Source organism: Paracoccus sp. T5 (assembly GCF_048538155.2).
Taxonomy (GTDB): domain Bacteria; phylum Pseudomonadota; class Alphaproteobacteria; order Rhodobacterales; family Rhodobacteraceae; genus Paracoccus.
In genome coordinates this window covers 335001-359660 of the sequence record NZ_CM135809.1, presented here as the reverse complement: position 1 = coordinate 359660, position 24660 = coordinate 335001, and the positions used below count along the sequence as shown (strand labels likewise).

The 24660-nt window shown below is 66.0% G+C and carries 22 protein-coding genes, 1 tRNA gene and 2 rRNA genes (1 of these 25 cut by a window edge); 16 read left to right on the top strand and 9 right to left on the bottom strand.

The annotated features are described in order from the left end of the window. Positions 1-34 precede the first annotated feature (34 nt). Both ACNR9W_RS01785 and ACNR9W_RS01780 read right to left on the bottom strand, forming a co-directional pair. Positions 35-1603, bottom strand: coding sequence for an AMP-binding protein (locus ACNR9W_RS01785; protein WP_458478589.1), 1569 nt, complete (start codon positions 1601-1603; stop codon positions 35-37). Continuing rightward, entirely contained in the window at positions 1603-2166 is a 564-nt protein-coding gene (locus ACNR9W_RS01780) for a serine O-acetyltransferase (RefSeq protein ID WP_458478588.1), read from the bottom strand. Before ACNR9W_RS01780 ends, ACNR9W_RS01785 begins: the two co-directional genes overlap by 1 nt. 407 nt (positions 2167-2573) lie before the next feature. Between ACNR9W_RS01780 and ACNR9W_RS01775 the strand changes: the two genes are divergently transcribed. The 7 genes from ACNR9W_RS01775 (at position 2574) to ACNR9W_RS01745 (ending at position 9507) form a co-directional block, all read left to right on the top strand. Continuing rightward, positions 2574-3578 (top strand): cytochrome c oxidase subunit II, encoded by a 1005-nt coding sequence (locus tag ACNR9W_RS01775; protein WP_419271433.1) that lies wholly within the window; start codon positions 2574-2576, stop codon positions 3576-3578. Beyond that, a complete protein-coding gene (locus tag ACNR9W_RS01770) occupies positions 3575-6121 on the top strand; it encodes a cbb3-type cytochrome c oxidase subunit I (RefSeq protein WP_419271432.1) in 2547 nt (848 codons plus the stop codon). Before ACNR9W_RS01775 ends, ACNR9W_RS01770 begins: the two co-directional genes overlap by 4 nt. Before the next feature lie 11 nt (positions 6122-6132). Beyond that, positions 6133-6519 carry a hypothetical protein gene (locus tag ACNR9W_RS01765; RefSeq protein WP_419271431.1) on the top strand — a complete coding sequence of 129 codons (387 nt, stop codon included), beginning with the start codon at positions 6133-6135 and terminating at the stop codon, positions 6517-6519. Continuing rightward, positions 6516-7115, top strand: a complete 600-nt coding sequence (locus ACNR9W_RS01760; RefSeq protein ID WP_419271430.1) for a cytochrome c oxidase assembly protein — start codon at positions 6516-6518, stop codon at positions 7113-7115. The genes ACNR9W_RS01765 and ACNR9W_RS01760 overlap by 4 nt, the downstream gene beginning before the upstream one ends. After that, entirely contained in the window at positions 7112-8131 is a 1020-nt protein-coding gene (locus ACNR9W_RS01755; RefSeq protein ID WP_419271429.1) for a c-type cytochrome, read from the top strand. Before ACNR9W_RS01760 ends, ACNR9W_RS01755 begins: the two co-directional genes overlap by 4 nt. Beyond that, a complete protein-coding gene (locus tag ACNR9W_RS01750) occupies positions 8128-8394 on the top strand; it encodes a CsbD family protein (protein ID WP_458478586.1) in 267 nt (88 codons plus the stop codon). Before ACNR9W_RS01755 ends, ACNR9W_RS01750 begins: the two co-directional genes overlap by 4 nt. 102 nt (positions 8395-8496) lie before the next feature. Then, the gene (locus ACNR9W_RS01745; RefSeq protein ID WP_419271427.1) at positions 8497-9507 is read left to right on the top strand and encodes an FUSC family protein; all 1011 of its coding nucleotides are present in this window, start codon (positions 8497-8499) and stop codon (positions 9505-9507) included. A gap of 14 nt (positions 9508-9521) precedes the next feature. Here ACNR9W_RS01745 and ACNR9W_RS01740 read toward each other — a convergent pair whose 3' ends face one another. Continuing rightward, positions 9522-10430, bottom strand: coding sequence for a hypothetical protein (locus ACNR9W_RS01740; RefSeq protein ID WP_419271426.1), 909 nt, complete (start codon positions 10428-10430; stop codon positions 9522-9524). Positions 10431-10612: 182 nt separating this feature from the next. Between ACNR9W_RS01740 and ACNR9W_RS01735 the strand changes: the two genes are divergently transcribed. The 3 genes from ACNR9W_RS01735 (at position 10613) to ACNR9W_RS01725 (ending at position 11792) form a co-directional block, all read left to right on the top strand. Continuing rightward, complete coding sequence (locus tag ACNR9W_RS01735; protein WP_419271425.1) at positions 10613-10906, top strand: hypothetical protein; 294 nt, start codon at positions 10613-10615, stop codon at positions 10904-10906. Between the two features lie 33 nt (positions 10907-10939). Further along, positions 10940-11137, top strand: a complete 198-nt coding sequence (locus tag ACNR9W_RS01730; protein ID WP_419271424.1) for a hypothetical protein — start codon at positions 10940-10942, stop codon at positions 11135-11137. 274 nt (positions 11138-11411) lie between these two features. Continuing rightward, complete coding sequence (locus ACNR9W_RS01725; protein ID WP_458478583.1) at positions 11412-11792, top strand: c-type cytochrome; 381 nt, start codon at positions 11412-11414, stop codon at positions 11790-11792. Positions 11793-11841: 49 nt separating this feature from the next. On the opposite strand, the gene ACNR9W_RS01720 is transcribed toward ACNR9W_RS01725, so the two are convergent. After that, entirely contained in the window at positions 11842-12153 is a 312-nt protein-coding gene (locus tag ACNR9W_RS01720) for a DUF2934 domain-containing protein (RefSeq protein ID WP_419271422.1), read from the bottom strand. Positions 12154-12300: 147 nt separating this feature from the next. Between ACNR9W_RS01720 and ACNR9W_RS01715 the strand changes: the two genes are divergently transcribed. Both ACNR9W_RS01715 and ACNR9W_RS01710 read left to right on the top strand, forming a co-directional pair. After that, positions 12301-12492: a hypothetical protein gene (locus ACNR9W_RS01715; RefSeq protein ID WP_419271421.1), complete on the top strand. Its 192-nt coding sequence runs from the start codon at positions 12301-12303 to the stop codon at positions 12490-12492. A 66-nt stretch (positions 12493-12558) separates the two neighbouring features. Further along, on the top strand, positions 12559-13929 hold the full coding sequence (locus ACNR9W_RS01710) for a DUF2254 domain-containing protein (RefSeq protein WP_419271420.1): 1371 nt from the start codon (positions 12559-12561) through the stop codon (positions 13927-13929). Here ACNR9W_RS01710 and ACNR9W_RS01705 read toward each other — a convergent pair. Continuing rightward, entirely contained in the window at positions 13917-14447 is a 531-nt protein-coding gene (locus ACNR9W_RS01705) for a hypothetical protein (RefSeq protein ID WP_419271419.1), read from the bottom strand. The two genes, ACNR9W_RS01710 and ACNR9W_RS01705, sit on opposite strands and share 13 nt — an antisense overlap. Continuing rightward, positions 14444-15139, bottom strand: coding sequence for a helix-turn-helix transcriptional regulator (locus tag ACNR9W_RS01700; protein ID WP_419271418.1), 696 nt, complete (start codon positions 15137-15139; stop codon positions 14444-14446). Before ACNR9W_RS01700 ends, ACNR9W_RS01705 begins: the two co-directional genes overlap by 4 nt. Before the next feature lie 542 nt (positions 15140-15681). On the opposite strand from ACNR9W_RS01700, the gene ACNR9W_RS01695 reads away from it, so the two are divergent. From ACNR9W_RS01695 to ACNR9W_RS01680, 4 genes are all read left to right on the top strand, one after another. Further along, positions 15682-17532, top strand: a complete 1851-nt coding sequence (locus ACNR9W_RS01695; protein ID WP_419271417.1) for a hypothetical protein — start codon at positions 15682-15684, stop codon at positions 17530-17532. Between the two features lie 150 nt (positions 17533-17682). Continuing rightward, the gene (locus ACNR9W_RS01690; RefSeq protein WP_419271416.1) at positions 17683-19518 is read left to right on the top strand and encodes a hypothetical protein; all 1836 of its coding nucleotides are present in this window, start codon (positions 17683-17685) and stop codon (positions 19516-19518) included. Then, complete coding sequence (locus ACNR9W_RS01685; RefSeq protein WP_419271415.1) at positions 19515-21461, top strand: type I secretion system permease/ATPase; 1947 nt, start codon at positions 19515-19517, stop codon at positions 21459-21461. Before ACNR9W_RS01690 ends, ACNR9W_RS01685 begins: the two co-directional genes overlap by 4 nt. 10 nt (positions 21462-21471) lie before the next feature. Continuing rightward, entirely contained in the window at positions 21472-22806 is a 1335-nt protein-coding gene (locus ACNR9W_RS01680) for an HlyD family type I secretion periplasmic adaptor subunit (RefSeq protein WP_419271414.1), read from the top strand. A gap of 196 nt (positions 22807-23002) precedes the next feature. Here the strand turns inward: ACNR9W_RS01680 and ACNR9W_RS01675 are convergent. The 3 genes from ACNR9W_RS01675 to ACNR9W_RS01665 all read right to left on the bottom strand — a co-directional run. Beyond that, positions 23003-23079 (bottom strand) — tRNA-Met (locus tag ACNR9W_RS01675). 60 nt (positions 23080-23139) lie between these two features. Then, a 5S ribosomal RNA gene (rrf, locus tag ACNR9W_RS01670) occupies positions 23140-23254 on the bottom strand. An 88-nt stretch (positions 23255-23342) separates the two neighbouring features. Then, positions 23343-24660, bottom strand: a 23S ribosomal RNA gene (locus tag ACNR9W_RS01665) (it continues 1516 nt past the right edge of the window).

The window sequence follows — 24660 nt, the reverse complement described above, 5'->3', positions numbered from 1 at the left end:
GGCACAGGGGCCCCCCTCTTGAAACAACGACCGGTCACCCGGCTTCCGCCAGCCGGATGGCCCTGGACCCGGCGATGACGGCCGGCCTGTCCAGTTTGCCGCTGGCCGTGCGCGGCATCGGGCCCGGCCAGGGATGGATCCATCGCGGAACCATGTAATGCGGCATGGACCTGCGGCAGTGGGCCAGCAGCGCCGCCGGATCGAAGCCGTCCAGCCCGCTGACGGCGACATGCACGACTTGGCCCAGGTCGTCGTCCTCCACGCCGAAGGCCACCACCTCTGCCACCATGCCGCTTTGCGAGACCTGATCCTCGACCTCGGTCGGGCTCAGCCTGAAGCCGCTGGTCTTGATCATGTCGTCGATCCGGCCGACGAACCACAGGTCCCCGTCCTCGTCCACCCGCACCAGATCGCCGCTGTAGACGACGGGCGCATCGCCCAGGATATGCCTCAGTTCGGGACAGGGACGGATCTTCTGACGGGTCAGGTCGGGCCGGTTCCAGTAGCCCAGGCTGACCAGCGGGCCACCGTGCACCAACTCGCCCTGTTCGCCCGGCCCGGCCAGACCCTTGCCATGCTGCACCACATGGATGCTGGCATTGGGGATCGCCTGTCCGATCGAGCCCTTCTTGGCCGCGAACCGGGCCGGCGGCAGATAGGTGGAGCGGAAGGCCTCGGTCAGGCCGTACATCAGGTAGATGTCCACGCCGGGAAAGACCTCGGGCATCCGGTCGAGGATATCCGGGGGGATCTTGCCGCCGGTATTGGTGACCCGCCGCAGCGACGGCATCGGCGTCGGCGCCTGGACCAGCAGCCGCACCACCTGGTTCCAGATCGGCGGCACCCCGGCAAAGCCCGTGACATCGTGTTCGCGAACCGACCGGACCAGTTCGCTTGGCATGGCGACGGGCTGGTGGACGACGCTGCCGCCGGTCAGCAGCATGGTCGTCAGCTGGTTCAGCCCGGCATCGAAGCTGTAGGGCAGGACCGACAGAAGGCGATCTCCCTCGGACAGGCCCAGATAGGCCGTGACCGATTCCGCGCCGATGCGGATATTGGCATGGCTGAGCATCACGCCCTTGGGCAGGCCCGTCGACCCGGAAGTATAGATGATCATCGCAAGTTCGTCGCTGCCGGGACGGGCCTCTTGCGACAGCCCGGTGGCGGTCTGGCCGGACCACCGGTCAAGGCCGGTCGCCGCACCCTCTGCGGTCAGCAGGGTGCCGCAGATCGCATCGGGCATGCCGCCGGCCTCCAGCTCCTTCAGGGCCTGGGGACGGGTGACCAGTGCCCGCGCGCCGCTGTCCGTGGCGACATGGCGAAGCTGCTGCGCGGTCCACTGATGGTTCACGTTCACCACCACGGCGCCGATCCTGGCGGCCCCGAACATCGCGGCCACCTCCTCGATCCCCTTGCGCAGGTGCACGATGACCCTGTCGCCGGCGCGGATGCCGATGCCTGCCAGATGGTCGGCCACCAGATCGGCCTCGGCCGACAGCTCGGCATAGGTGACGGAACGGGACGCGTCGATCAGGGCGGTCTTGTCGGGGCGGATCGGCAGGTTGTCGGCCAACAGGCGGTACAGGCTCTGGCCCGGCATCATCAATGGACCTCGGAGGATATCAGCGCGGGCGACGGCACCGGCCGCGGCGTGGTGGGGGCCAGGGGTGACAGGCGGGGATAGATCCGGGCGGGCGATCCCAGCACCGTCGAATCGGAGGGCACATCGGTCGACACGGCGGTGTTGGCCCCGATCCGGACCCTGTCGCCGATCCTGATCCTGCCGAGCACGGTCGAGTTCACGCCGATGAAGACGTCATCGCCGATGACCGGAGCACCGTCGCCCATGTTCGTGCCGATCGTCACGTTGTGCATGACGCCGCAGCGGTCCCCGATAATGACGTCGGGATGAATCGACAGCGACCCTTCGGCATGAATGATATGAAAATCCTTGCCTATGACAACCTGCGGTGGAATCCAGACCTTGGTCACATTCAAAACAAGAACTTTCAGGACCATATAACCCTTGTTGGCAATGAACCTGAGAATCGGGTTTCTGCGCTGGTTCGCCCATCGTCCGTATCGATATATCTCCAATGAGATAAAGGCAGGCTCCAAAATATGACTGCCATGTCGACGGAAGTCGTCCCTAACCAACTGTAACATCTACACTCTCCGACTACACACACGCCATGCCGGCACCGCGGACCGCGGACCGCCGTCACGCGGACGCCACGATCATCCTTGCGAAACGCAGGGGCAACATGCCCCTTCCGGATAGTCCCTATCGATCATACGCCTGAAATTAACATATGCGGCAACTATTTTCTGTAAAACAGTATTGCAGCGCCTCGGCATGTTTTGGCCCAGAGAAACTGCACGCGCCCTGTGCAGGGATTAATACCTGAAGTTGAAATATTCCTTTTCATTATCGTTCTGATTGGAAACTGCGCTGTCATTGCCTTGACAGAACTTCCGGACGCACCGGGCAATGTCCTGTGAGCTATAATTTCCCGCAGGCGGAACTTCACCTTTCCGTGGGGGCTTGTTTCGGGGAAACAACCGGGTCCTTCATGTCACGTCGCGGCAAGCAAGCCTCTCGCGGTTCCGCGCTCAGCCTTCTGGTCCTGCCATCGCTGCTGGGGGCGTGCGACGGGCCGCAATCGGCGCTGATGCCCGGCGGGCAGGATGCTGCCCAGTTGCTGTTGATCTTTCTGGTGATGCTCGGCGGCGCCATTGTCCTGTGGCTGGCGCTGAACGGAATGTTTCTTTATTTCACGCAGGTGGACCGCAGGCATGTCGCCTTGCGCCACGGCAACCGGATCATCATCGGGGCCGGCGTCGTGCTGCCCACTCTCGTGGTCGGCGCCCTGCTGGCCTGGGGGCTGTCGATCATGCCGTCGCAGCGTGCCCCGGGCGACGGTCTGGTCATCCGCGTCAATGGAGAGGAGTGGTGGTGGCGGGTGGAATACTGGCCCGCGGGCGCGCAGGAACCGATCGCATCGGCCAATGAGATCCGCTTTCCCGCCGGCAGCCGGACCGAGCTGCAACTGACCGCCAGCACCTATATCCATTCGCTGTGGATCCCATCCTTGGGCGGCAAGATGGACATGATCCCGGGCCGCCAGACCGTGCTGACCCTGCATCCCGACCTCGAGGGCTTCTATCGCGGCCAATGCGCCGAATTCTGCGGCGCCTCTCATGCGCTGATGGCCTTCGAGGCGGTCGTGATGGCGCCCGAGGACTTCGATGCCTGGCTGGCCGAACAGGCCGCCCCCGCACCCGAACCCCAAAGCGACCTGCAACGGCAAGGTCAGGCGATCTTCCGCGACGAGGGCTGCGGCGCCTGCCACGCAATTCGCGGCACGGCGTTCACGGGCACGGTCGGCCCGGACCTGACGCACCTGGCCTCCCGCGCCTCGCTGGCGGCCGGGATCATGGAGGTCGAGCGCGACGACCTGATGAACTGGATCGCCCATACACGGGACATCAAGCCCCAGGTCGCCATGCCGGCCTATGACTGGCTGGCGCGGGACGAGCTTGCCGCCTTGGCCGTCTATCTGGAGAGCCTCGAATGATCGATCGCAAGCCTCAGGGCCCTTATCCCCCGACCGAGGCGATGCTGGCCAAACCGGTTCCGCAGGATCTGCGCACTGCCCAGGAGGACCGCCTGCGCAAGGTCTGGAAGACCAAGACCGGCATCCGCTACCTGATGTCGGTGAACAATTCCGAAGTCGGCAAGTGGTATTCGCTGACCTGTTTCGCCTTCATGCTGGCCGCCGGGGTGCTGGCGCTGCTGATGCGGGTGCAGCTGGCCTATCCGGGGATGCAGTTCCTGGACGCCGACCGCTTCAACCAGTTCTTCACGATGCACGGCTCGGCGATGATGTTCCTCTTCGCCGTACCGCTGTTCGAGGCGATGGCGATCCTGATCCTGCCCGCCTTCCTGGGTGCACGGGACATGCCCTTCCCGCGCCTGTCGGCCTTCGGCTACTGGTCCTTCCTGATCGGCGGCGTCTTCGTGCTGGGTTCGGTCCTGTTCGACGCCGCGCCCAAGTCGGGCTGGTTCATGTATCCGCCGCTGGCGACGATGGACGAAGGGGTGGGGTCAGACATCTGGCTTCTGGGCCTCTCGTTCATCGAGATCGCCTCGATCGCGGCGGCGGTCGAACTGATCGTGGGCGTCCTGAAATGCCGCCCGCCCGGCATGCGCGTCAACACGATGCCCCTTTACGCCTGGTACGTGCTGGTGGTGGGCGGGATGATCCTCTTCGCCTTTCCGCCCCTGATCGCGGGCGACCTGCTGTTCGAACTGGAACGGGCGCTGGACTGGCCCTTCTTCGACCCGTCGCGCGGGGGCGATCCGATCTTCTGGCAGCACCTCTTCTGGATCTTCGGCCACCCCGAGGTCTATATCGTCTTCCTGCCCTCGGTCGCGATTGCCGCCATGGTCGTGCCGACGATGGCACAGCGGCCGATCGTCGGCTATTCCTGGATCGTGCTGTCGGCGGTGGGGACGGGGTTCCTGTCCTTCGGCCTCTGGGTGCACCACATGTTCACCACGGGCCTGCCGATGATCTCGCTGGCCTTCTTTTCCGCCGCATCCGAGGCGGTGGTGATCCCCACGGGCATCCAGCTGTTCGTCTTCCTGGTCACGCTGATGGTGGGCCATGTCCAGAAAAGCCTGCCGATGCTCTGGATCGCGGGCGGGCTGGCGATCTTTACCGCCGGGGGTTTGACCGGCATCATGCTGGCCATCGCGCCTTTTGACTGGCAGGTGCATGACACCTACTTCATCGTGGCGCACCTGCATTACACCCTGTTCGGGGGGATGATCCTGCCGGTGATGGCCGGGGTCTATTACTTCTTTCCCTTCTTCACCAAGCGGGTGCTGTCGGTCCGGCTGGGCAAATGGGCATTCTGGCTGATCTTCGGCGGCTTCAACCTGACCTTCCTGCCGATGCACCTGACCGGCCTGCTGGGCATGCCGCGCCGGGTCTTCACCTATCAGCCGGATCTGGGCTGGAACCTGCTGAACCTGATCTCCTCGGTCGGGGCCTTCATCATCGCGGCGGGCTTCCTGGTCTTTACCTGGGACCTGCTGCGCCCCGGCAAGCCACGCCTGCAGACCCGCAACCCCTGGAACGCCGGCACCCTGGAATGGAGCGACACGCTGTCCGACGATGACTGGGGCGTGCGCTCGATCCCCTACATCACCTCGCGCTATCCGCTCTGGGATCAGCCAAAGCTGGTCGATCGCATGTCCGCGGGCCGCTATTACCTGCCGGACGCCCCGGAAGGTCATCGCGAGACCCTGGTGACCAGCGTCATCGACGCACGCCCGGTTCAGGTCCAGCGCGTGACCGGCGATGCCTGGATCACGCTTCTGGCGGCGGTGTTCATCGGCGGCAGCTTCATCCTGCCGACCTTCCATCACTACATCGCGGGTGCGCTGTCCGGGTTGTTGGGGGTGGGCTGCATCCTCTACTGGCTCTGGACCTCGACCGCCCGGATCCCGGAAGCCGAGATGAAGGACGCCGGATTGGGCCTCAGCCTGCCGACCTATGCCTCGGGGCCGCAATCGGTGGGCTGGTGGGCCATGTGGATCACCATGCTGGGCGACGCGACGGCCTTCGCCTCGGTGGTCTTCGGGTTCTTCTTTTACTGGACGGCGGATGCGAACTTTCCGCCGGAGGGCGCGGCCCATGCCGATCTGGGGCTGGTGGGCCTGTCGGCGCTGGCGCTGGTCCTGGCCTGGGCGCTGACCTTGGGGGCGCGGTACCTGAACCGCGCCGGCCGGACCGGGGCGGCGCGGGCGGCGCTGGTCGCGGGTCCACTGGCCGCGCTGGCGGGGGGCGCGATGTTGGTCCTGTCGGTGCTGCACCTGGCGCCCTCCAGCCATGTCTATCCGGCGGTGGTCTGCGCCTTGGTGATCTGGACGGGCGTGCATGTCCTGGTGGGCGTGCTGATGCAGCTTTACTGCCTCGCAGGCACGATCTTCGGCAAGATCGACCCCGATCATGACGCCGACCTGTGGAACGTCTCGCTCTACTGGCACTTTCATGTGCTGACGGTGCTGGTCACCGCCGCCGTCATCGGCCTCGGCCCGAGGCTGCTGTGAAGGAGGACCCGATGCCCGGCATCAGCCACCGCCAGGACGAGGAAGAATTTCGCGGCGCCACCGGCAGCCTGTTCCGCATCGCGCTGGCGCCCACGGTCTGGGCGTTCCATTTCGTCTTCTGCTATGCCGGCGCCGCCGTCTGGTGCGCCAAGGTCGGGACCGAGGACGGCGTCACCTTCCTGCGCCTGTCGATCCTGGGCCTGACGCTGCTGGCCCTGGCCGTGATTGCCTGGCAGGGCTGGCAGTCCTATCGCCAATGGGGGCCCCATGATCACGACGACCATGTCGAGGGGCCCCATCGCTTCCTGGGGCACGCGGCGCTGCTGCTGTCCATCATCTCCTTCGTGGGCGTGGTCTATGTGGCCCTGCCCGCGTTCTTCATCACGAGTTGCCTATGACCGCGCGCAGCCTCCCGGCCCTTGGCGGCATCCTTCTGCTGGCGGCGATCTGGCTGCTGCCGCTGGACCAGCTTGCGCCGCGCTTTCCGTTGCACATGCTGCGGCACATGGTCCTGGTCGCGCTGGCGGCGCCCCTGCTGGTGCTGGGCTTCCCCGCGCTTGGCCGCTGGCTGGCCATCTCTCCCCTGGTCGCGGCGGCGATCGAATTCGCGCTGGTCTGGGCTTGGCACATGCCCGCCGCGCACGGGCTGGCCTATCGGCTGCCCTTGGGCTTCGCGCTGGAACAGGCCAGCTTCCTGCTAGCCGGGTTGCTGGTCTGGGCAGGCTGCCTGCGCGCGGCCGCGACCGGCAATGCGGGGCAGGCGCTGGCGGGCGCGGGCGGCCTGCTGCTGACCTCGATGCACATGACGCTGCTGGGCGCGCTTCTGACGCTGGCGCCGCGTGATCTCTATGCGGGCTTTTGCGGCACGGCGCCCGATCCCGGGGGACAGGCAGTCGGCGGCATGCTGATGCTGGCCATCGGCACGCCCGTTTATCTGCTGGCCGGGGTCGCGCTGGCGGCCCGGGCCCTGTCCTGCCGCGGGGTGACGACATGAACAGGCTGCGGACCGTCCTCCTGACCATCGCGGCGATGGGGGTCCTGGCCGGACTGGTCGGTCTGGCCGTGGTGTTCCTGGGCCTCTTCAACACCTCGGCGCAGCAGGGGCACTGGGGCGTCACCAACTGGGTCCTGCACACGACCTTCCGGAACTCGGTCGAACTGCGCGCACCGCCGCCCTCCGCGGTTCCCGAGGATCTGGAGGACCCGGCCCTGATCCAGCTGGGGGCGCGGCACTATGACAGCGCCTGCCGGATGTGCCACGCCAGCCCGGGTGAGGTGGCGACGGCCACCATCGCCTCGATGGTGCCCCGCCCGCCGCAGGTCGAGGAGGCCGTGGCCCCTTGGCGCCCCGAGGAAATGCACTGGATCGTCGAAGAAGGCGTCAAGATGTCGGGCATGCCCGCTTGGCCCGATGCCGGCCGAGGCGACGAGGTCTGGGCCGTTGTGGCCTTCCTGACCGCCGTGCAGCGCGGACTGACCGCCGAGGACTATGCCCAGCTGACCGATACTGCGCCCGGGGGCTATTGCGCCGGCTGCCATGGCCCCCAAGGCACGCCGCGCGCCCCGCGCCTGGACATCCTGCAGCCCGCATATATTGCCACCGCCCTTGCTGCCTACCGCTCGGGCGCCCGGCCCAGCGGGATCATGTCCCACGCGATCAGCCGCACCGACCCGGCCCGGGACGGGCAGCTGGCCCAGGAACTGTCGCAACTGCCCGCTCCCACCGATGGGCCGGAAGTCCCCGTTCCCGAGGGGGCAGAGGCACTGGCGCGCAGGGGGACGGCGGACATTCCGGCCTGCCTGTCCTGTCACGGGCCGAACAACCGCAACCCGCTGATCCCGCGCCTCGATGGCCAAGGCCGCGACTATCTGCAGCAGCAGCTGATCCTCTGGCGGGCCGGCAAGCGGGGCGGCGGTGAACGGTCCGTCCTGATGCACGCCGCAGCCCAAGGTCTGACGGACCCGCAGATCGAGGCCCTGGCGGCTTATTTCGCCGCCCGTGAACCGTGACCCAGGGACCGGATCGCGGGCCGGCAGGGGAACAATCGCGGGCCGCGACCGTTGCCAAGGACCAACCAAAAAGGAGAACCCGGATGAACGAAGATCGCACCAAGGGTCAGGCCAAGGACGTCATCGGCTCGGCCAAGGAAACCATCGGCAAGGCAATCGGCGACAAGGAGACCGAGCGCAGCGGGCAGGCCGATCAGGTCGAAGGCAAGGTCCGGAAGGGCGTCGGCAAAGCCAAGGATGCCCTGAGCGGCGACAACAAGTAGGTTGAATCCCGTCCGACAGGTTCGGCGGCCCCGCAGAGGGGCCGCCCTGCATCCACCATCTGTTTCCTGATACCAGTTTCCGGCGCTGTCCCAGAGGCCGACGTGCTTCACCGCATCACGCGACATTTTGGTTCGAACTGGCGCGACATGCTGCGGCATGCCGTGCAATCGGCCGTGGCGGCCTCCGCAACCTACCTGCTGATGCGCTGGCTGGGCCTGGACGAGGCGTTCCTGGCCATCCTGAGTGCAGTCCTGATCATCCAGCCTTCGGTCGGCGGCACGATGGGCGCCGCCTTCACCCGCGTTCAGGCGACGGTCGTGGGCAGCCTGATCAGCCTGGCCTGCCTGGCGCTGCTGCCCGACATCTGGGGCACGACCTCGGCCTTGGCCCTGTCGCTGCTGGTCGTGGGGGGCGTTGCAGGGGCACGCCCCGACTGGAGCTATGGAGCGGTCGCCGCGGTCGGGATTGCCTTGGCACCGGAGGCGGCCATGCTGGAAACCTCGGCCGAACGGGGCGTGGCGATCGCGCTTGGCGCGGCCACGGGGGTTCTGGCGGCGCTGGTGATCTGGCCCGACCGGGCCGAGGTGCGGTTCGACCGTCACTTTCGCCGTGCCCTGCGGGCCACGGCCACGCGTCTGGGCGATGCGCTGAAGGCCGCTGCCCAAGAGGGAACAGGATCTGCCCTGCACGACCATGTCTCGGAATACCACAAGGCGGTGCAGCAGGCGCAGGAGGCGCTGGCCGTGGTCAAGATGACGGACAGGGCCGGGATGCACCGACGCCTGGAGGCGCTGCGGCGACTTTATAACTCGGTCATCATCCTTGAGCGGGCCGCCGAGGCCGATCTCATGCCCTCGGCGACCAGTCAGGAATTGAAATCGCGGCTTGATCGGCTGCGGGAGGAAGCCTGCGCCGCCCTTACCGCCTTGGCCGAGGGCGACGCGAACCCGGAGGGGCAGACAGAACGCATCGACCACATTCTGGACGAACTGCAGATTTCTCTGCCCCATGACGATGCCGACTCGCGGCGTCATCGAAACCGGAACGCCTTGGCCTTTGGCCTTCAGGAGGTTCGCCGGACGCTTGCCGCCCTGATCGACGCCAGCCGATAAAGCCGATTTGCCGATCAGTTGCCGGAGGGCTGCTCGGCCTCGGCAGGAGCATCGGCGCTGGCATCGGCCGCCGAGGCAGCGCCGTCCGCTGCTTCACCCGCAGCTTCCTCTGGCGTTGCCGTCGAGGATGAACCGCCCGTCGCCATGTCGCCAGTTCCAGACATCTGACCTGCCTCACTTCCGCCTTCAGCGGAGGCGCCGCCGGTATCTCCCGAAGTCGCCGGCTCCTCAATAGGGCGCCCCGTGGGATCATAGAGCACCACATCCGCGCCCTCGCGCAGCATCACCCGGATCTCCTGCATGGCCTGCTGGCGCAGGTGCTGTTCGATCTGCGGGCGCACCACCTCGATCGGCGGCAGGTCCTGCTGGCCTTGGGCCTGGGCTTCGTCATAGCTCTGCTGGACCGCCTCGTCGCTGACGGCCTTGGCCATTTCGCGGTCAAGCCAGACCTGAACCATCGCGTTCTTTTCGGCATCCTCGGTGGTGCGGCGCACCAACTCGGTCACTTCGGGGTCTTGGGCGAGGTTTTCGCTCCGAGCCTTTTCCAGGACAAGTTCGCGCATGATCAACTGCTCCAGCGCGATGGGGACCAGCATCTGCGGCGACTGCGCCTGCAACTGCGGCGGCAGCATGCCCACCACCGTCATAACATCGTCACCGCGGATCTCGGCCTCGCCCACGGTGGCGACAAGCGCGTCGGGTTGCGGATTGCCGGATGCATCCTGACCCGCGGACTGTGCGTTCGTCTGTGCGTCCGTCTGCGCGGTCTGCTGATCCGGAAACGAAGTCTGCTCGCTTTGGGTGGCGGGGGACGCCTGATCGGTCGCGGTCGCATCCTGAGCCAGTGCCGCGCCGGTTGCGAAAGGCAGGCTGAGAACAGCTGCCAGGGCGGTGCTGCGCATTTTCCAGTTCGTCAGTGTCATGTCGATCTCCTGTCTGGCTGCGTGGGCCGACACAACGGCTCACCTTGGCCGCCGTTCCGGCCGGGGGCCTCACGTCTTGGCTACTACAAGGGTGGGATGGGCCCCTAGGACGAAGGCAGGAACATTTCCGCCACCCGCCGGTTCGGGACCGACGGGCATTCACGGCCCGGAAAGGAGAACCCATGGCACATGCAAGCGGCAAGAAATTCGGCCCCGGCCAGCAGGACCAGGGAAAAGGCGATGGCAGCGGCGGGATGAGCCCCATCGACGTAGAGCCCCTGCCCGACAACGAGATCCTGTCCAATCGCGACAAGTCCCGCCACTCGGACGAGCGCGGTCTGGATTCCCGCCATGTCCACACCCAGCAGCACCATGACCACACGGCCAACCACGCCCCAGGCGAGGGAGAGGCAGGGGCCGCGTCCAAGCCCGACCATCTGCCCGACGAGCGCCCGGACCGCGACGCGGAGGAGTGATCTCGGCCCCTCGGCGCTGAAAGGAGCAAGAAGATGAGCAGCAAGCACGAAAAGACCGACAACCCGACCGATGCCGATCTGCGCAGCGATCCCGGCATCGGCAGATCCAAGGGGATGGACCGGAAAGACCCGCCCATTGGAGGAGAGAATACCTACGAAGGCGATGTCGGGAACGACACCAATCCGCAGGGCGGGATCGATCCCGACCAGCGGGGGCGCACCAACAAGTAAGCGCTAGGGACCAAGGTGCACGTCCTTGGTCCTCTACCGCTTCTGTGGGCGGCTAGCCTGATCTGCCCAAGGCGGCGCCAAGGCTTATGCCTCCGCATCAAGCTGCCGCACCTGATGCATCCTGGCTTGCCGGCCGCTAAAGTGGTCCGGTAGCGCAGGCAGGAGGCAAAGCGGGAACGACATGAGACGGGTATATCTGCTTCTGGGCGGTTTGGGACTAGCAGGGCTGATTGCGGGGCTTTCTCTCCTGCAGCCTGGCAAGGAACCCCAAAACGTGACCTTCCTGGGTGAGGTCGTGCCGCCTGACCGGATTGCCCTTGGCGAGACCCTTTACGTTGAAAACTGTGCCTCATGCCACGGCGCCCAACTGGAGGGGCAGCCCGACTGGAAGACCCCCTTGGAAAGCGGCCGCATGCCCGCGCCGCCCCATGATGCCAGCGGCCACACCTGGCACCACGCCGACCGGCAACTTTTCGACATTACCAAGCTGGGTCTGGGCGCCGTGGTGGAGGGATATGAGAGCAACATGCCGGCCTTCGCAGGCACACTGACCGACGACCAGATCCGCGCTGTTCTGGCCTATATCAAGAGCACCTGGCCCGCGCGCGAACGCGCGTTCCAGGATGATGTTTCGACCAGGGACGGCGCCCGCTGAGCGATCCTGAACGGGCGGTGCGTCCCGGGGAAGTGCCGGAACGGCGGCCTCAATCCCGTGACGACACAGGCGACTGCAGCGCCTCATCGGCCTCGTCGGGCCCTCCGGCGGTTCCGCCCTCACCTGCCTCGATGATGTGCCCGTCGGCCGACCCGATGTCATCGGGGTCAAGGTCACGGCTCGGCGCGGAGGAGGTGTCATCCTGATAGCCCTCCGCCAAGGCATCGTCCTCCTCCAGCGCGCCCTCCTGGCGCAGTTCTTCCTGGGCCCGGGCCCAGTGCTCGGCCTCGCGGCCCTCGGGGCGACCGTCGGCTTCCCAGATCTGGTGCGCGCGCTGGCGGATCCGTTCACTCTGTTCCATGGTATCCTCTCGTCATCCTGTTGTCCCCGAACCGGCCGCGCGCCTCAATGTTCCCGACCGGAAGGGGACGGCTGGTCGCTTGCTGCGACGACAGGAACATATTCCCGCGCAGGCGATTGATCGAATTCCCTGCCACGGAGATTTCTCATGATCGACACCAGGACCCGCCGGATCCTCGACCATCCGACAGACACGCTCCTGATCCTGGCCCCTTCGCGGCCTGGTTTCAGGATCGTCTTGACCATCGGCACGCGCCTGCCGACCCGGTATGACCTGAGCCTGCAACAGGTCATTACGATGCTGACCCAGGCCGCGGGCCGCGGCACGGCGGCATCCTGAACGTGCCGGACCGCCGCCGCAGACCTGCCGGCGCGGCGGCACGATGAATTGCGGAGCATCCAGCACATGAACGACCATCGTCTTCTGTCCCGCGGCAACGCGGCCCGGGCGCTGTGGGACTCGGTCCGCACCAGCCTGTGGTTTCTTCCCGCCGTCATGGGCGTCCTTGCGCCGGTGCTGACCTTTCTGGCGCTGGCAACCGATCACTGGCTGGACCAGGGGCCAAAGGACAGCCTGCCGGGCCTGGTCTATGTCAGCCCGCCGGCTCAGGCACGCGAACTTCTGGCGACGGTCCTGACCTCGATGATCACGATGGCCAGCCTTGTCTTCTCGATCACCATGGTGGTGCTGACCCTGGCCACCAGCCAGTTCGGCCCCCGGTTGATCCGGAACTTCATGGGCCGCCTGCAGACCCAGTTCGTGCTGGGCACCTTCGTGATGACGATCATCTACTGCCTGCTGCTGCTGTCCTTCATCCAGGCGGGCGACGAAGACGCGATGCATGCCTATCTGTCCGTCACGCTGGCGATTGGGCTGACCATCGCCAGCGTCGCCCTGATGGTCCTGCATATCCATGAACTGGCCGCCTCGATCATGTCCGAAACGCTGATCGACGCAGTGGGGCGCGAACTGGACCGGGGCGTCGGGGGCCTGCGCCCCCTGGGCGAGGGGGCCGATCCAAGGGACGCGCTGCCGGATGATTTCGAGGCGGGCGCCGCCTTCTTCGGTGTCCGGTCCTCGGGCTACATCCAGGCCATCGAGCTTCAGCGGATCATCGACGCCGCCCGTGCGGCCGATGTCCTGGTCGGGCTGAAGCTGCGGGCCGGGGATTTCGCGATCCCGAACGGCCGGGCCTTCGGCATCTATCCGGCCAGCCGGGCCTCGGACAGGCTGGCGGATACAATCGAACGCGCGATCACCCTGGGGGTGCACCGGACGCCGGTACAGGACCTCGAATTCTCGATCCGTCACCTGGTCGAGATCGCCGTGCGGGCGCTGTCCCCGGGCATCAACGACCCCTACACGGCGGTGTCGGTCATCCACCGGCTGTCGTCATCTTGGGCGGAACTGCTGCAGCGATCCGTGCCGCGCGGCGTCTTTCAGGACAGGGAGGGGGTCCTGCGCGTGATCTGTCCCCGCCCCAGCTATGGCAGCCTGCTGAACGCCTCGTTCAGCCAGATCCGCCAGAGCGGATGCGACAAGCCGATCATCCTGATCCATCTGCTGAAGGCCCTGCAGGCGATGGCTCCTTGCGCCAATACCGGCGACCAGCAGGCGGCACTGCGGGATCAGGCCGATGCCATCCTGGAAGACGCGCGGCGCGAGATCTGCAACAGCGCCGACCTGGAGGATGTGGAGAAACAGGGCCAGCGGACGCTGGAGGTGCTGGCAGCCATCTGCCCGGGCCGCGACGGGGTTGCCGTTCAGACCGGATAGCCGTAGCGCTTGAGAAAGGCCCAGATCGCCCGGTTGAGGTCGCTGAGGTCGCCCAGAGCTTCGTCCAGGCGCGCCATCTCCTTCGCATCAAGCGGTTCGCATTTGCCGAACAGCACACCGTCGCGGCGATCGGCGATCCGCATCAGGATGGTCGAGATCGAGCCCTGTTCAAGATCAAAGGACCAGATGCTGTGGTTGAACCGGTTCCGGGTCGCGGCAAGCCGGGTGAACCGCTGCATCAGGGCCAGCAGCTCGCGCCGTTCGTCGCCGGCGGGGCGGCACAGCTTGGCCAAGCGCTCGATCAGTTCGATGCGGGACTGCGTCGACTTCAGCGACAGGAACAGCACCACGGCGATGTCTTCGCGAACCCCGGCCAAGCCCGCCAGAAGGTGGATCAGCAGGCTTTCCGTGTTGCTCCAGGAATAGTTCATGACGCCGACGCGCAGCAGGACCGCGTCCAGGTTCTCCGCCATGGCGGGCGGCGTTCCGGCGGGCAGGCCGGGATGGTTCTTGATCATGGCCGCATGTCGCGAAAGCGGGCGGCGGCTTCCGTGCGGTTGGTCACGCCCAGCCTGCTGATGATGTTGTGGAGATGCAGCTTGACCGTGTGGTCGGACAGGCCCAGCCGCAGGGCGATGACCTTGTTCGGGTGACCTTCGGCGACCAGCTCCAGCACGTCGTACTGGCGGCGGGTCAGCCCCAGCAGCGGCAGCTCGGCCAGGCCGCCCGGTGCCGGGTTCCGATGGGGCCGGTGGTTCAGCAGTTCCTCGGGGACGTATTTCCCGCCATGCAGCAGCAGCTTCAGCAGCGAAAGCCAGACATCCAGCCGCACGTCCAGCGGCACGAAGCTGTGGATCGTCGTCGGCGGGCAGGGATCGTGGTATCGACGGGCCGCGGCCTCGGCATCCAGATAGGCCAGGACGATCCTGACGCGCGGTCCCGCAAGGCGCAGGGCGCCCTCGGTCGCGGCACCCAGCGTGACCTCGTCGACCAGCAGCAGGCGGACCGATGCGGTTTGTTCGGGTGGCATGGCCCCAAGCGCGTCCAGCGTCGGCAGGTGGATCAGGGGATGGTCGCGGAATTCATGGCTGGTCGCGCGCAGAAGATTTTCGGTGAAACTGCTGCGGCTTCCGACAAGCGCAAGCTCGGGGGAACGGCGGCAGCCCCGCAGGGGAATGCTCTGCGCCACGTCCTGTACATGTTCACTCATAACAGCCTCTTGATGTTGTCAAGGGAGTCGAGGGCGAGAACGCCTGATTGTTCCTCCATCTGATGAGGCCGGCCGGCGCTCCCGCTGCGGTGGGGGAAAAAACTGCCGTCGGATTGCCGCTGGGCGGCCGTGGAATATGACCTGATTGTGGCTGCGAATGCACCGGATTTCCATATACCAAATGGGCTATGGACTGCCCGCAGGGGCGTGGCCGTCCCTGCTCCACCCGGCCGTGGCAGGGCCCATCCTGCGGTGCTGCCCGTCAACCGCCCGGATGTCCGGCTTTCGCGATGACCCGGAACGCGCCACGCTTGGGGTCCGTCGAGGGCGCCCTTGATTGCCCAAGACGACCCGTGCCTGCGTTGGGGGGAGCCAGGCACGGATCAGTGTCGCCGTCCGCACCTGCTGCCGCCTTCTGGCGCGTGGGCCATTGCCCAGCAGCCGACCGTGCGGTCCGCGACAGGTCCCCCGGAACGGTGCAGTTCCTTTGCTGCTTGCGATGATCCGGCAGCGGTCCTGCACGACGAACCGGAGTGTGAAACATGTCTGACAGCCGCAACTTCAACCTGTTCACCTGGCCGTTCAACGATCAGAGCCAGGATCAGGACCAGGACCAGGACCAGGGACAGACGCAGGCCCAAGCCGAACTGCAGGCCCAGCTGCAGGCGCAGGGCCAGGACCAGGGACAAGGCCAGGATCAGGGGCAGGACCAAGGCCAGGATCAGGGCCAGTCCCAGAGCAGCGAAAGCTATAACAGCAACGCCAATGGCAATGCGAACGGCAATGCCAATGGCAACGGCAACATGAACGGCAACGGCAACCTGAACGGGAACGCCAACGGCAACCTGAACGGCAATGCCAACAGCAACACCAACGCGAACGACGCCGCGAACACCGCCTGGAACGCGGCCGCGAACCATGCCGCCAACTATACGGACGTGGCCACCAATGTCAGCACGACCGTGGATGTCGGTCTGGACATGGGAGGATGGGAACCCACGGATGACGACTTTGCCGATCTGGACATCGACAATGCCGACGGCACGATCGAGACCCTGATCGTCAACCGCGACGGCAATGTCGTTCTGGGCAATGACGACGACATCAACCTGGAGAACATGCTGAACGACGCCCTGTCGGGAGGTGGAAACGACAGCGCCAACACGCTGGTCCAGTCGGGCCACATGGTCGACAATGACGTCCTGAGCAATCCGACGGTCTCGAACGACGGCACGTTCAACCAGAACGGCAGCGCCTATGGCGGGGCCGCGACGGCCGAGGACGGCATCGACGCGGGCGGCGCGGGCGGCACCGGCGGAGCGGCCGGCAATGCCAATGGCGGCAACGGCGCCGCGACGGCGTCCGGCGGCATTGCCCTGGCGGCCGGCGGCCTGTCGCTGTCGGGCAGCGGCGGGGATGCCGATGCGGAAGGGGGTGCCGGCGGCGCCTCTGCCGGGCTGGGCCTTGGCCTCGGTGCGGGCATGGGCGGAGAGGCCGGCGGCGGCGACGGCTCGGCCGACGCCGATGCGGATGGTGACGGCACGGGCGGCGACGCGACCGGCGGCGACGCCGGTGCCTTGGCCGCGGGGCTGGGCCTTGGCGCCGGAATGGGCGGCATGGGCGGCAGCGGTGGCAGCACCGGTGACGGCGGCGATGGCGGCGACAGCGGCGACAGCAGTGCCGGCTCTGGCAGCGGCGCGTCCGGTGGCGACGGCGGCGACGGTGGCGACTCGGGCTTCCTCGGCTCGGGCGGCACGGGCGGTGCCGGGGGTGCCGGCGGTGCGGGCACGGGCGGCGCCGGCGGCGCGACCGGCGGCGGCGGCTCCAGCAGCAACGACAGCATGGCCGGTGACGGGGCCGATGGCGGCGCCGGATCGGGCGCAGGCTATGGCCTGGGCGCGGCGATGGCCGAGGCGGGCGACGCGCTTGGCGGCGCCGGCATGGGCGTCGGTCAGGCCATGGCGCATGGCATGGGCGGCGCCGGAGGCTCGGCCGACGGCATCGGCACAGGCACCGGGGGCGGCTGGTCCATCGGCGGCGCAGGCGGCGCCACGGGCAGCACCCATGGCGGTGCGGGCGGCGCCGCGTCGGCGGGCGGCGGTGCGGCCTATGGTGGCCAGGCGTGGAACTCGGGCAGCGGCAATGGCGGCGAGGGCGGCTCGATCATGACGGGTGACGGGGGCTATGCCCATGCCGGCACCTGGGGATCGAACAATGGCGATGACGGCTATGTCACCGGCACGTCGTCCGCCTCGGCCGACGGCCTCCTGGAGACCACGGCCTTCAACCAGAGCATCGTGATGGGCGCGAACGTGCTGGGCAACACGGTCGACATGACCGTGGTGGGCGGCGACCTCAGCTCCAGCCTGGTCGGCCAGGACGACATGAGCTGAGCGCCCGGCGCAACAGGGACCCGCGCGGCACCGTCGCGCGGGTCCGCCAGCATATGCGGCCTTTAACAGGTATCGCTGCTCGACTGAACAGGGGAATTTGCGATGTTCTGCTCGGATGCGGCTTCAGAGTCGATCACTCATTTTATCGGATTGCTTGAACTGATGGAGACACGGGCGCGCCTGCGCCTGGACTATGACGAACTGGTGGCGGTGCAGGCCCAGTACGAGCTGGGCGATCTGGTCGGACTGAGCCAGGACGTGCCCCACCCTTACGTCTTTCGCGACATGAGCGCCATCATCCGACACGCACCGCCACCGCTGTCCTCTGACGCGGTCGCGAACGGCGCCTTCTACGGCTATGGCCCTGCCTCGATCCCGCCGCTGGCGACGGCCCCGGCCCCCCATCAGGGGGGAGAGGGCGATGCACCGGCCTTCCGCCTTGGGTCGGATGCGGGCATGCCGGATTTCACCATGCCCGCACCCGGATCCGTCGCCGCGGTCATCCTCCAGCACCTGCGCCTGTCCGACGACGATCTGCTGGATGCCGACCGGATGAAGCATGTGACGCTGGACCTGCTGCAGGCAGAGTTGGACGGGCTGGTGGCGCAGGCGACCGCCCTTGGCGTCGCGCCCGGCCTGACCCTTCCCGAGACCGAGGCCGATTTTCTGGAGATGGCTTGGGCCGTGCAGCGGCTGGCGTCGCCCCAGGATGGGGACCTGTCGGGCGCGGAGGCCCAGGGCCCCCACCTGGACGGTCAGCCGGGCGGCGCGCGCCCCGACATCCAGGACCTGCTGCCCGACGCCGTCAAGGAGCGCCTGACGCAAGACGACGCGGATGCCGGCCCGACGCACCAGGTCGTCCACGGCGCGAACATGCTGGTGAACGAGGTCATCCTGACCGCCAGCTGGATCTCGGCGCCGGTGATGGTTGTGGGCGGCGACAGCATCTCAGTCGATCTCATCTCGCAGGTGAATGTCTGGCAGGACGTCGATCTGGTGACGGGCCCGTCGGGCGGCAGCTGGGACAGCCTTGGCGGGGCGACCCGCGGCATCAACTTTGCCGAGCTGGTCCACCGGTCGCACACGCAGACCGTGCCCGCGCAGGGGGACGACGCGGCCCCGCAATTCTGGGCGGTGACGACGATCGAAGGCAGCCTTGTCAACTTCAACTGGATCGTCCAGCACAACTATGTCAGCGACAATGACGTGACCTCAATCACGCTGACGGCGTCCAGCACCACGCTGATTTTCGGGGCCAACGGCGCCGTCAACGAGGTGTCGCTGTTCGAACTGGGCTTTCATTTCGACCTGATCGTCATCGACGGCAACCTCATCAACCTGGCCGCGATCTTCCAGACCAACGTGCTGCTGGACAGCGACCACGTCACCCTGCGCGATGCCGGGGGCCGGATCAGCAGCGGGGACAACCTGCTGGTGAACGACGCCTCGATCCTGCAGGTGGGGCAGGCCGGCCATGTCACGGCGACAGGCAACTACCTGAAGCTGCTGGCCGAGGGACCGGACGGGATGTCGTCGGGCGTGCTGCAGGACGGGGCCTTCGCGGGCAGCGAGATGCTGCGCGTGCTGCACATCAAGGGCGACCTCGTCTCGGCCCAGATCATCGAGCAGATCAACGTCCTGGGCGATGCCGACCAGGTCGACCTGCTGGCCGCGCAGGCGATGGAACATGCCGGCGACGTCACCGTCGTCACGGGATCGAACGTGCTGATCAACTCGGCCCATATCGCCGAATACGGGGTGGATGCGACTGTCCATACTCGGGGCAGCGTTTATTCCGACGCGTTGATCCACCAGGCGGAACTAGTTGATCCGGGCTCGCCCATGGGCGGACCGGGCCTGGCCAGCGAGGCCGTGGTGTTTCTGGCCGAGGCGATGGGGCCGCAGGGGGATGACAGCGATCTGGCGCCCCACATGATCCCGTCGGACGCCATCCCCGTCGATCCCATGCAAACGGTATTGTCATGACGACAGAACGACTGCCGCCCGATCACCCCCGGCGCGGCCCCGGCAGAACATCCCCAACAGGGACCGCCGCCCTGAACCATGGCCCCACGATCGAGGCCGAGGCGGGCCGCGTGCCGGCAGGCCCGGCGCCCACCCCCCTGAAAGGCCGCGGCGCCTTTCACAGGCGTGTCCCCGAGACCGACATTTCCGGCGCGATCGGCCGGGCCCTGCGCGCGGTGCGGCTGAACCTGCTGGCGGTGATGGTCTTTACCTGCGTGACGAACATCCTGGTGCTGGCCATCCCGCTCTACCTGTTCCAGATCTCGGACCGGGTGCTGACCAGCCGCTCGACCGACACGCTGGTCATGCTGACGCTGGTCATCGTGGGCGCGGTGATCCTGCAGGTGACCTTTGATGCGATCCGGCGCTTTATCCTGATGCGCACTTCGGTCGACATGTCGGCGCGGCTTGGCGCGCCGATCCTAGCGGCGGCGGCGCGCGCGTCGCTGCAAAGCAACGGGCGCGAATACCAGACGCTTGGCGATCTGCAGCAGCTGCGCAGCTTTCTGGTGTCGGGAACCTTGCTGGCCTTTCTCGACCTGCCCTTCGCCCCGCTGTTCGCGGTCGCGATCTTTCTGGTGCATCCGCATCTGGGCCTGATCGTGCTGGGCAGCGCGCTGCTGTTGCTGATGATCGCCCATGTCAACCAGCGCATCACCGAAAAGGCCTTTGCCGAGGCGAACCTGCATCAAAGCCGGGCGAACCTGCACCTGGATTCGATGTCGCGCAATTCCCAGATCATCAACGCGCTGGCGATGATCCCCGAGGCGGTGACCATCTGGGGCCGCGACAGCGCGGCGTCGATGCGGGCGCAGGTGCGTGCTCAGGACCGCAACATCGCCAGCGCGGCGGCGTCGCGGGGGGTGCGCCTGCTGACGCAGATCGGCATGCTGGGCTGGGGTGCCTATCTGGCCATTCTGGGCGACATCACGGGCGGGATGGTGATCGCCGCCTCGATCATCGCCGGCCGGGCCCTGTCGCCGATCGAGGGCGCCATCGAGGGCTGGAACAGCTTTGCGCTGTCGCGGGCCAGCTTTCGCCGGATCTCGGCCCTACTGACCGCATCGCCGCTGAACCAGGACCGGCTGCTGCTGCCGCGCCCGCAGGGGCGCCTGGATGTCGAGCGGCTGCTCTATGTCCCGCAGGGGACCAAGCGGGTGGTTCTGAACGCGATCACCTTTTCCCTGACGCCGGGCACGTCCTGCGCGATCGTGGGGAATTCGGGGGCCGGCAAGACCACGCTTGGCAAGATGCTGGTGGGTTCGATCCTGCCGACCTCGGGCAGCGTCAGGCTGGACCTGATGGACCTTCGCAACTGGGACCAGCGGCAGCTGGGAGAAAGCATCGGCTATCTGCCCCAAGACGTGCAGCTGTTCCCGGGCTCGATCAAGCGCAACATCGCGCGGATGCGCGACGACGCGACGGATGAACAGATCTATGACGCGGCCGAACTGGCCGATGTCCATGACATGATCGCGCAGCTGCCCGAAGGCTATGAGACCATCGTCGCCGCCGACGGATCGCCCCTGTCCGGCGGGCAGAAGCAGCGCATCGCCCTGGCCCGCGCCTTTTTCGGCACTCCCAAGCTGATGGTGATGGACGAGCCGAACGCCAATCTGGATTCCGCGGGCGACAAGGCGCTGGCCCGTGCCATGGGACATGCCAAGCGCAGCGGCATCACCGTGGTGGTGGTTACGCAAAAGGCCTCTCTTCTCAGCCATGTCGACAACATCATGATGCTGGCCGACGGGCAGATCGCCATGTTCGGGACCCGCGACCGGATGCTGAAGGCCTTGGCGGAACGTGGCGGCCTGGGACAGGGCGCCGTCCGCGGTGCCGCAGCCCCTGCCCCGGTTGCCGCGCAGGCTGCCGCGCCCGGCGGCGCCATGCCCGCCCCTGCATGAGGACCTGACCATGGATTTTCCCCGAACTCCCGCAGCTGACTGGTCCCAGGATCTGCCCCGTTCGGTCTGGCGCCATGTGCTGTTCGGCCTGATTCTGCTGGCGGTCTCCTTTGGCGGCTTCGGGGCTTGGGCCTTTCGCGCGCCCCTCGCGGCGGCGGTCCTGGCCGCAGGCAGCTTCGTGGCCACCGGGCGCAACAAGATCGTCCAGCATCTGGAAGGCGGGATCATCGCCGAAATCCGCGTCAACGAAGGCGACCAGGTCCAGGCAGGCCAGCCGCTGCTGCTGCTTGATCAGACCTCGGCCCTGGCGAACAAGCGCGAGCTGATGCTTCGCCGGGTCCGCTTGGAGACCATCGCCGCGCGGCTTCAGGCGGTCTATGCGGGAACGGAGTCGGTCAACCTGTCCGATTATGTCGCCCAGCTGCGCGGAGACCCGGAGATCGATGCCATGGTCGAGGAGCAGCTCGTGAACTTCGTCGGCTCGCGCGCAAAGTTCGACAGCGACATCGCCCTGCTGACCAGCAACATCCATGCGGCCCAAGCCCGCCGCGAGGGGCTGGAGGAGCAGCTGACGGCGCTGGAACGGCAGGTCGTCCTTCTGGAGGAGGATCACGACGCACGAACGCAGTTGATGGAGCGTGGCTTGGTGCGCCGCAGCGAGGTCAACGCCCTGCGCCGTGCCTTGGCCGAAGCCGACGGTGAGGCGGCCAGGCTCCGCTCGATGATCCGCGAGACGACCGAACTGACCCAAAAGGCGCAGCTGCAGATCACCCAGGCCCGGAACGAGGATCGCCAGCAGGCGCTGGACGAGATGCAGGTTGTGGAATCCGAACTGGACAGCATCAGGGAACAGTCGCTGAAGGCGCAGGACATCCTGGAGCGGTCCGAGATCCTGTCTCCCGTGGCCGGGACCGTCGTGCGGCTGCACTATCACACGATCGGCGGCGTGATCGAGGCGGGCAAGCCCATCATCGAGATCCTGCCCGACGACGTCCCGCTGATCATCGAAGCCCAGGTCCCCCGCACCGATGTCGACTCACTGACCGTAGGGCATCCGGCCTCGGTCCGGCTGACCTCGCTGAACCAGCGCACGACGCCCGTGCTGATCGGCCGGCTGATCTATGTCTCGGCCGACGCGATCCCTAGTGACACCGACGGCGCCCGGCGCGAGGTTTATCTGGCCCGCGTCGACATCGCGGCCGACGAACTGTCCCGGGTGCACGGCTTTACGCCGACCCCCGGCATGCCGGCCGAAGTGATGATCCAGACCGAATCGCGGACTTTCATGCAATATCTTCTTAAGCCTGTCCGCGACTCCTTTTCGCGGGCTTTTCTTGAAAACTAAGCCACCTTGCGCCGGTAGAACTGCGGACGCCGGCTTTGGAGACCATCCGCGGCCTGATCGAGATCTTCATCGTCCACGTTACGCCGAAAGGCGTTAAGGGAGCTTGAGAGAGCAATGGCGGCGTTGGCTGGCCTGGCACAGGGTGGAACAGCAAACAGCCCGCTGTGAAGAGGGCTGTATGCGGGTGGGGTATTATTGGTTGCGGGGGCAGGATTTGAACCTGCGGCCTTCAGGTTATGAGCCTGACGAGCTACCGGGCTGCTCTACCCCGCGCCAGTTTTGTCCTGATCGGGTTTTCATCGTTATCAGAGAGATATTTGCGTGTCTTACCAGGTCTGGCGGTGACCTACTCTCCCACGTCTTGAGACGCAGTACCATTGGCGCAGCGGCACTTAACGGCCGAGTTCGGGATGGGATCGGGTGTTTTGCTCGCGCTAGGGCCACCAGACCGGGAAAGACACGCTCAGCGTCGCCCCTTTCGGGGTTTTTGTTGTCCAAGGATGCATGGGAGGAAGACAGTCTGTCTTCTTCCGGATCAAATCAAGCCTATCGAGCCATTAGTACCGGTCAACTGAATGCATTGCTGCACTTACATCTCCGGCCTATCGACGTGGTGGTCTTCCACGGCTCTCAAGGGAGACCTTGTTTTGAGGGGGGCTTCACGCTTAGATGCCTTCAGCGTTTATCCTGTCCGTTCATAGCTACCCAGCACTGCCGTTGGCACGACAACTGGTCCACCAGTGGAACGTCCACCCCGGTCCTCTCGTACTAGGGGCAGCTCCTCTCAAGTCTCCAACACCCACGGCAGATAGGGACCGAACTGTCTCACGACGTTCTAAACCCAGCTCACGTACCTCTTTAAATGGCGAACAGCCATACCCTTGGGACCTGCTCCAGCCCCAGGATGAGATGAGCCGACATCGAGGTGCCAAACGATGCCGTCGATATGGACTCTTGGGCATCATCAGCCTGTTATCCCCAGCGTACCTTTTATCCGTTGAGCGATGGCCCTTCCACTCGGGACCACCGGATCACTATGGCCGACTTTCGTCTCTGCTCGACTTGTCAGTCTTGCAGTCAGGCTGGCTTCTGCCATTGCACTCAACGACCGATTTCCGACCGGTCTGAGCCAACCTTCGCGCGCCTCCGTTACTGTTTGGGAGGCGACCGCCCCAGTCAAACTACCCACCACGCAGGGTCCCGGACCCGGATAACGGGCCGCGGTTAGACATCAAGAGTGCGAAGGGCGGTATCTCAAGGATGGCTCCACGAGGACTAGCGTCCCCGCTTCAAAGCCTACCGCCTATCCTGCACATCGCAATCCTGATGCCAGTGCGAAGTTGTAGTAAAGGTGCATGGGGTCTTTCCGTCTAACCGCGGGAAGTCTGCATCTTCACAGACAATTCAATTTCGCTGAGTCCACATTTGAGACAGCGGGGAAGTCGTTACGCCATTCGTGCAGGTCGGAACTTACCCGACAAGGAATTTCGCTACCTTAGGACCGTTATAGTTACGGCCGCCGTTTACCGGGGCTTCAATTCAATGCTTGCACATCTCCTTTTAACCTTCCGGCACCGGGCAGGCGTCAGACCCTATACGTCGCCTTACGGCTTCGCAGAGCCCTGTGTTTTTAGTAAACAGTCGCCACCCCCTGGTTTGTGCCCCCGGCCTCTGCTTGCGCAAAAACCGGGCCTCCTTCTCGCGAACTTACGGAGGTATTTTGCCGAGTTCCTTAAATGTGGTTCTCTCAAGCGCCTTGGTATTCTCTACCAGTCCACCTGTGTCGGTTTCGGGTACGGTCTTGTGGAGGGCTATTTCCAGGGACCCCTAAGCAGCCCGATCAATCCGTTAAGA

Coding starts and splice junctions, on each gene's coding strand:
- ACNR9W_RS01710 (WP_419271420.1), top strand. CDS start 12,559: ATGAACGACCATCGTCTTCTGTCCCGCGGCAACGCGGCCCGGGCGCTG.
- ACNR9W_RS01735 (WP_419271425.1), top strand. CDS start 10,613: ATGGCACATGCAAGCGGCAAGAAATTCGGCCCCGGCCAGCAGGACCAG.
- ACNR9W_RS01705 (WP_419271419.1), bottom strand. CDS start 14,447: ATGATCAAGAACCATCCCGGCCTGCCCGCCGGAACGCCGCCCGCCATG.
- ACNR9W_RS01775 (WP_419271433.1), top strand. CDS start 2,574: ATGTCACGTCGCGGCAAGCAAGCCTCTCGCGGTTCCGCGCTCAGCCTT.
- ACNR9W_RS01780 (WP_458478588.1), bottom strand. CDS start 2,166: ATGTTACAGTTGGTTAGGGACGACTTCCGTCGACATGGCAGTCATATT.
- ACNR9W_RS01770 (WP_419271432.1), top strand. CDS start 3,575: ATGATCGATCGCAAGCCTCAGGGCCCTTATCCCCCGACCGAGGCGATG.
- ACNR9W_RS01785 (WP_458478589.1), bottom strand. CDS start 1,603: ATGATGCCGGGCCAGAGCCTGTACCGCCTGTTGGCCGACAACCTGCCG.
- ACNR9W_RS01700 (WP_419271418.1), bottom strand. CDS start 15,139: ATGAGTGAACATGTACAGGACGTGGCGCAGAGCATTCCCCTGCGGGGC.
- ACNR9W_RS01695 (WP_419271417.1), top strand. CDS start 15,682: ATGTCTGACAGCCGCAACTTCAACCTGTTCACCTGGCCGTTCAACGAT.
- ACNR9W_RS01720 (WP_419271422.1), bottom strand. CDS start 12,153: ATGGAACAGAGTGAACGGATCCGCCAGCGCGCGCACCAGATCTGGGAA.
- ACNR9W_RS01760 (WP_419271430.1), top strand. CDS start 6,516: ATGACCGCGCGCAGCCTCCCGGCCCTTGGCGGCATCCTTCTGCTGGCG.
- ACNR9W_RS01755 (WP_419271429.1), top strand. CDS start 7,112: ATGAACAGGCTGCGGACCGTCCTCCTGACCATCGCGGCGATGGGGGTC.
- ACNR9W_RS01740 (WP_419271426.1), bottom strand. CDS start 10,430: ATGACACTGACGAACTGGAAAATGCGCAGCACCGCCCTGGCAGCTGTT.
- ACNR9W_RS01715 (WP_419271421.1), top strand. CDS start 12,301: ATGATCGACACCAGGACCCGCCGGATCCTCGACCATCCGACAGACACG.
- ACNR9W_RS01765 (WP_419271431.1), top strand. CDS start 6,133: ATGCCCGGCATCAGCCACCGCCAGGACGAGGAAGAATTTCGCGGCGCC.
- ACNR9W_RS01730 (WP_419271424.1), top strand. CDS start 10,940: ATGAGCAGCAAGCACGAAAAGACCGACAACCCGACCGATGCCGATCTG.
- ACNR9W_RS01685 (WP_419271415.1), top strand. CDS start 19,515: ATGACGACAGAACGACTGCCGCCCGATCACCCCCGGCGCGGCCCCGGC.
- ACNR9W_RS01680 (WP_419271414.1), top strand. CDS start 21,472: ATGGATTTTCCCCGAACTCCCGCAGCTGACTGGTCCCAGGATCTGCCC.